This window comes from Endozoicomonas sp. YOMI1 (assembly GCF_024606345.1).
Taxonomy (GTDB): Bacteria; Pseudomonadota; Gammaproteobacteria; order Pseudomonadales; family Endozoicomonadaceae; genus Endozoicomonas.
The window spans coordinates 1-4,904 of the sequence record NZ_JAHHPM010000472.1; the positions used below are offsets into that span (position 1 = coordinate 1).

A 4,904-nucleotide genomic window follows, 5' to 3' on the forward strand; every position below is an offset into this window, starting at 1 on the left:
CGAGAAATTGAGGATAAAAATTTCTGATTCTGAGGAGAATAGCGGGGCTATTTGATGAAGAAACAGGAATTTTTAGACCAATTTATCGCAACGGCAGTAGGGCAGACTATTCTCGGACAGCCTCCCAGGAGGCTGACAAGCCGACCAGAAAACCATGCGCGAAAACCACTGAATTGGGGCAAATCGAACAATGACATACACCACATTTAACCGGGAACACTTCAATGCTACTAAGGAGCCCATGTTCTTTGGCCGTAATGTCAATGTATCCCGTTATGATGTCCAGAAATACCCTATCTTTGAGAAGCTGATCGAAAAGCAGCTCTCCTTTTTCTGGCGCCCTGAGGAGGTGGACCTCTCAACCGATCGACGTGACTTTGCTGCGCTTCCCGATCATGAAAGGCACATTTTTCTCAGCAATCTGAAATACCAGACCCTTCTGGACTCGGTCCAGGGTCGTTCACCGAACGTTGCCCTGTTGCCCATTGTTTCCCTGCCGGAACTGGAAACCTGGATCGAGACCTGGGCCTTCAGTGAAACCATCCACTCCCGCTCCTATACCCATATTATCCGCAATATCGTTAACGAACCGGCCCGTATCTTCGACGATATCGTAACCAATGAAGCGATTACCCGGCGCGCCAGGGATATCACCCGCTACTATGACGCACTGATCGAAGGTGTCAGCCTTTACCATCAGCTGGGTGAAGGTAAACACACCGTTAACGGGGAAGAAATCCATATCAGCATTACCGACCTGAAGCGCAGGCTCTACCTCACCGTGGTGTCTGTGAACGTTTTGGAAGCGATCCGTTTTTACGTCAGCTTTGCCTGCAGCTTTGCCTTTGCCGAGCGCTCCACAATGGAGGGCAATGCCAAAATCATCAAATTGATCGCCCGTGATGAAGCTCTCCACCTGACCGGCACCCAGCATATCCTGCAATTACTGGCGGATGGCAATGATGACCCGGAAATGGCGGTGATTGCCCGCGAGCTGAAAGACCAGGCCAGACAGATCTTTATCGACGCAGCAGAACAGGAAAAAGACTGGGCAGACTACCTGTTCCGTGATGGCTCCATGATTGGCCTGAATCGGGACATTCTTGGCCAGTACGTTGAATACATCACCAACCAGCGGATGGTTGCCGTCGGCTTTGAACCGGCATTTGCCATCAAACAGAACCCTCTGCCCTGGATGAACAGCTGGCTTAACAGCGACAACGTTCAGGTTGCGCCTCAGGAGGTAGAAGTCAGCTCCTACCTGGTTGGACAAATAGACAGCGAAGTACAGTCTGAAGATTTCAGTAACTTTGCGTTATAAGTCCGCTGTTAAAAATTTGTCAACAAAAGTGTAAGCAGTTTCAATACCAAACGTCCCATAGCCAGGCCTGTTTCAGGCCTGGCTGATACAGGCGAAACACCATGGCTCATATTGTTAAGATTCTTGAAGGTTTCAGCTTTATTCCCCGTAAAGAGCTGACGCTTCTGGAAGCGCTTGAGCAGGAAAATGTCGACATTGAGTATCAATGCCGTGAGGGGTTTTGTGGCAGCTGCCAGGTAACCCTTGTGGATGGTGAAGTCACCTATACCACCGCCCCCATCGCCTTTATTCCGGAAGGAAAAATACTGACCTGCTGCTGCCAGCTGAATAGTGACGTAACCATTGAAATCCCGGGCGGGTGCAAAATGAAGAAACACAACTTATGAGCCTGTTACTTCACCCTCATTTGCGGACCAGGCGCTTTGATTAATTCCACACACCTTTAAATTTGAACGTTAGCCTCTTTTGCTGGTCATAAGTATTAACCTCTAGTTTTCGATATTGGTCAGGAAAGCCTATGCATCATATCTCTATACGTCTATTAATTACGGCTCCCATACTGTTATGTTTTCTCAGTTTGTTCGCCATTGCCGACACCACGCCACAGGCGTCTGGAATAACGGCTGAATGGACTGCCACCCCAGAAACCCCAGAACAACCAGAACAACCAGAACAACCAGAACAACCAGAACAACCAGAACAAGAAGTGCCAACCAATCCTGGCATGGAGCCTGACCAAACTCCTGAGCCCAACGAAAACGACCAACAGCAAACAGATAAAAGAAGAACCGTAGATTATATAGCCACCTCTGAACTGCTATTGGAGCGCTACCCCTATGCCTTGATGAGCTATTTATCCGAAATGGACGCGATCCTGACCTCCGAGGAGCCGGAAAAACAGATATTTGCTATTTTCAGGCTTTCTTACCTCGGCTCCAAAAATTTTCAATTCGTGGCGTATCCGGGAGCCATCCCTGAGCAATGGCAGCCTCATTTTATTGCCACCGGCGAGCAAACCCGGAAATATGGCCAGACCTGCCACCAGATAATCGGTCAAATCACTATCCCGGACTCGAATATAAGGGTCAGGGTATTTAAACTGACTGAAGATGAAGACGCTTTATCTGACGCCAATACCCAGAACAAGATCGTTCTTGCCCTTTCCGGTGAAAAATCCAGTGAAGCTGTCCAGTGCCTGGTTACCCAATCAAAACCCACTCACCGCGTCAGCTCTCCCTGCTCTCTTGCGGTAAAACACCTGCAAGACATTGCCGATCTTGCTGATTCCCTTAAAATCATGTATCCGAATCATTCCTTGGAGATAACCGGTTACTCCTTCAGCGGCGCTATTGCTCAGGCAGCCATGTCAATATCCGAAACCATTGAGCAAGCCTACATTTTCAACAGCTACGGCATTCACCCAAGCTGGTTGGCAGGTATGCCTGAAGACAGGTTGGCCAGAATTCATCATTCCTATGTTGAAGGCAGCTTTCTTCATGGACAGGACTATAACCTGCTTAGCAGATACTCCCGATGGAAACTGCCACCGAACAAGGTGGTTGTTGCCGGTATGAAGATACCCTCCACCGGGCTTGAACCTCACATACGACATATCTACCAGCTGAATCATCATGACAGCTGGCTGGACACCTTTTATAACTATGTCACCAGCATCTGGATCTTACACTCAAAAGAGTCGGTTCTGAGGGCATTTGAGGCAAATTTAATGTTTGATTTCCCCTGGTAATCACCAAACCCCAGGCAAGAGCATGATCGGGACTGGACTGGCCAGTTTCTGGTCAAACCGACCAACCTTTGACCAGAAAGCTGAAAGCCCCTTGACCAACGACAGTCGAAGTGTAAAATGCCAGTCAATTTGCCAACCGGACTGCTTTTACCCGTCAGAAAAGCTGGCTGTTTGACCAAAAATAGTTAATCTGAAAGACATTCATCCAGGATAAAGTTTCGATGACACTGCGCTTGCACATAAACCGTCAGTCAATCAAAAGAAAAAGCAGAATCCTTATTACTGGTGCTAACCACTTTATCTGTATTGCAAAAAAAAGCCCCTTAATCCAGGGGCTTTTTTTTCACTTAAAAAATGACCAAAGGCGACAGGTATTACCCCCATGGGAAACAGGTTCTTTAACAGGAACATTATCTCCATAGCAGACCTTACCCGGGAAGATATGGAACAGATTCTTGAAGTGGCTGCTGAACTCAAACACACGCCACGTCCCGGTCTATTGCAGGGCAAAGTGATTGCCAGCTGTTTTTTTGAGGCATCCACCCGCACACGCCTCTCGTTTGAAACAGCCGTTCAAAGATTAGGAGGCACCCTGATTGGTTTTGCCGACGGTGGCAACACCTCTGCCAAAAAAGGGGAAACCCTCGCTGACTCCATCAAAATCATCAGTTCCTATACCGATGCGGTGGTGATGCGCCACCCTCAGGAAGGTGCTGCCCGGCTGGCCTCGGAATTCTCCAGTGTACCCATTATCAATGGCGGTGACGGCTCCAACCAGCACCCTACCCAAACCCTGCTGGACCTGTTCAGCATTCGCGAGTGCCAGGGTCGACTGGATAACCTTAAAGTCACCTTTGTCGGTGACCTGAAATATGGCAGGACGGTGCACTCACTGGCTCAGGCCCTGACCCACTTTAACGCAGAATTCAATTTTATTGCCCCGGATGCACTGGCAATGCCGGACTACATCCTGCAGGAATTGGACGAAAAAGGCATCCGGTGTCGTCGGGCGGAAAGCATGGAAGAAGTGGTTGCTGATACGGATATCATCTACATGACCCGGGTTCAGAAAGAGCGATTCGATGAGACCGAATATAAGCACATTGCCTCAAACTATGTGCTGACCAATGAAACCCTGAAACAGGCACCAGCACACCTGAAAGTACTGCACCCGTTGCCAAGGGTTGATGAGATAGCCGTTGAAGTCGATCAAACCCCCCATGCCTATTACTTTGAACAGGCCAGAAACGGGGTATTTGCCCGTCAGGCGCTGCTGGCCCTGATTCTCAATGAATCCTTTGATGACAAGATGTGAGGAGCGATCGATGAGTAACAAACTTCAGGTTGAAGCCATCTGCCAGGGCACGGTCATCGACCATATTCCGGCGGGACAGGGAGTAAAAATCCTCGATCGTCTTCATCTGCTGAACAGTGAAGCGCGTATTACGGTGGGCTTTAATTTGCCCAGTAAAGCCCGGGGCTTCAAAGATATTATAAAAGTCGAAGGACGGATGTTTACCGAACAGGAGGCCAATGAACTGGCACTGTTCGCACCCAGTGCAACCATCAACGTGATTGATGATTACCGGGTGGTAGATAAGTTCACCATGGCCATTCCGAAAACACTGAGAGCCGCGTTCGCCTGCCCCAACTCTAATTGCATTACTCATAATGAACCGGTGGAGAGCTATTTCTACCTGCGTCAGAAAAGTCATGATATCCAGTTGAAGTGCCACTACTGCGAAAAGTCCTTCAGCAAGGAAATTGTGGCAGAGCTGAGATAATACCAATTCCACCTTCTAAATATGAGCTGCGCAGCCATTTTGGACAGCTGGA

Annotated in this window: 5 protein-coding genes; all 5 read left to right on the forward strand. The window is 48.8% G+C overall.

The features are described 5' to 3' along the window. The first annotated feature begins 190 nt into the window (after window positions 1-190). The 5 genes from nrdB (at window position 191) to pyrI (ending at window position 4,852) form a co-directional block, all read left to right on the forward strand. Entirely contained in the window at window positions 191-1,321 is a 1,131-nt protein-coding gene (nrdB, locus tag KDK15_RS16610; protein ID WP_257296506.1) for a class Ia ribonucleoside-diphosphate reductase subunit beta, read from the forward strand. 101 nt (window positions 1,322-1,422) lie between these two features. After that, window positions 1,423-1,707 carry a class I ribonucleotide reductase maintenance protein YfaE gene (yfaE, locus tag KDK15_RS16615; protein WP_257296507.1) on the forward strand — a complete coding sequence of 95 codons (285 nt, stop codon included), beginning with the start codon at window positions 1,423-1,425 and terminating at the stop codon, window positions 1,705-1,707. 131 nt (window positions 1,708-1,838) lie between these two features. After that, a complete protein-coding gene (locus tag KDK15_RS16620; RefSeq protein ID WP_257296508.1) occupies window positions 1,839-3,068 on the forward strand; it encodes a hypothetical protein in 1,230 nt (409 codons plus the stop codon). 382 nt (window positions 3,069-3,450) lie between these two features. Then, window positions 3,451-4,383, forward strand: coding sequence for an aspartate carbamoyltransferase (gene pyrB / locus KDK15_RS16625; protein WP_257296509.1), 933 nt, complete (start codon window positions 3,451-3,453; stop codon window positions 4,381-4,383). 10 nt (window positions 4,384-4,393) lie between these two features. Further along, a complete protein-coding gene (gene pyrI / locus KDK15_RS16630; protein WP_209202523.1) occupies window positions 4,394-4,852 on the forward strand; it encodes an aspartate carbamoyltransferase regulatory subunit in 459 nt (152 codons plus the stop codon). Window positions 4,853-4,904: the final 52 nt, after the last annotated feature.